Here is an 884-nt window from a genome sequence, read left to right on the forward strand (position 1 = left end):
ATCAAAGTGTTGCGGAATTAAGGTTTTTAATAATTTACCGATTAAGCGACGTGCCAACCGATAGCACCATACAACAGAATATCCCCTTATCAGCACACCAGTCGCATTCCCTTATTGGTACATTGACATATTAGCACATTGAATAATTATTTATGCTGCCGGATCCTCTCCTTCCCCATCGCCACCGCTGCCGCCTTCTTCTTTCTTTTTCAACGGCAATTTGCCCACTTTGGCAAAACTCAGCCCGGACAAGACTTCGGTCAAAGCCACTCCGGGACGAAAATTCACTTTCGCTTTCCGGATGAGCGATGCACTATATTCCTCTTCCGACACGGCACCTTTGCCACGCAGTCCGATCTGAAATGAGCCGATCTCTCCCAAACGAACGATCTCCCCTCTCTCGAGCCCCTCTACAATGGTATCTTCCAATGCAATCAATACCGCCATCACATCGGCACGTGTCACTGTGCATGCCTTCTCGATGCGCTTTGCCATCTCTTTCACCTCTACATCGCCACTGGCCTGAGCCTGGGCATAATACTTCGCCGGTTCATCCTTCTTCAAAAGGTTCTTACGCGGCACTACCGAATACGTCACACTTTTACTCATACTACTTTTTCTTTTTTTAGTGTTAAACATTAATTGTAATCTGATTACCCTACAAAGATACCACACCCGCCACCCGGCATTGTCGGGAAATGTCGGCATCGGTAGAGACCGGTAGAGCAATGTCGATTAAAAGCTTCTTGCCGAATCGTTCCACAGGAGAAACCCGTGAAGAGCCCCCGTATTATTCTGCAAATTCATAACTCCGAAACGAAAAACTTTTGTAACTTTGTAACTGTTAGCATAACAAAGAGTGATAGGATATGAAAATTCAAGCA

The 884-nt window shown here is 45.8% G+C and carries 1 protein-coding gene; it reads right to left on the bottom strand.

Going from position 1 to position 884, the window contains the following annotated elements; genetic code table 11:
- Positions 1 to 150: 150 nt before the first annotated feature.
- The gene (locus tag QVP90_RS18055; protein WP_021937195.1) at positions 151 to 609 is read right to left on the bottom strand and encodes an HU family DNA-binding protein; all 459 of its coding nucleotides are present in this window, start codon (positions 607 to 609) and stop codon (positions 151 to 153) included.
- Positions 610 to 884 lie beyond the last annotated feature (275 nt).

Origin of the sequence: Bacteroides sp. CAG:189, from assembly GCF_000432295.1 — a bacterium.
Lineage (GTDB): Bacteria > Bacteroidota > Bacteroidia > Bacteroidales > Bacteroidaceae > Bacteroides > Bacteroides salyersiae.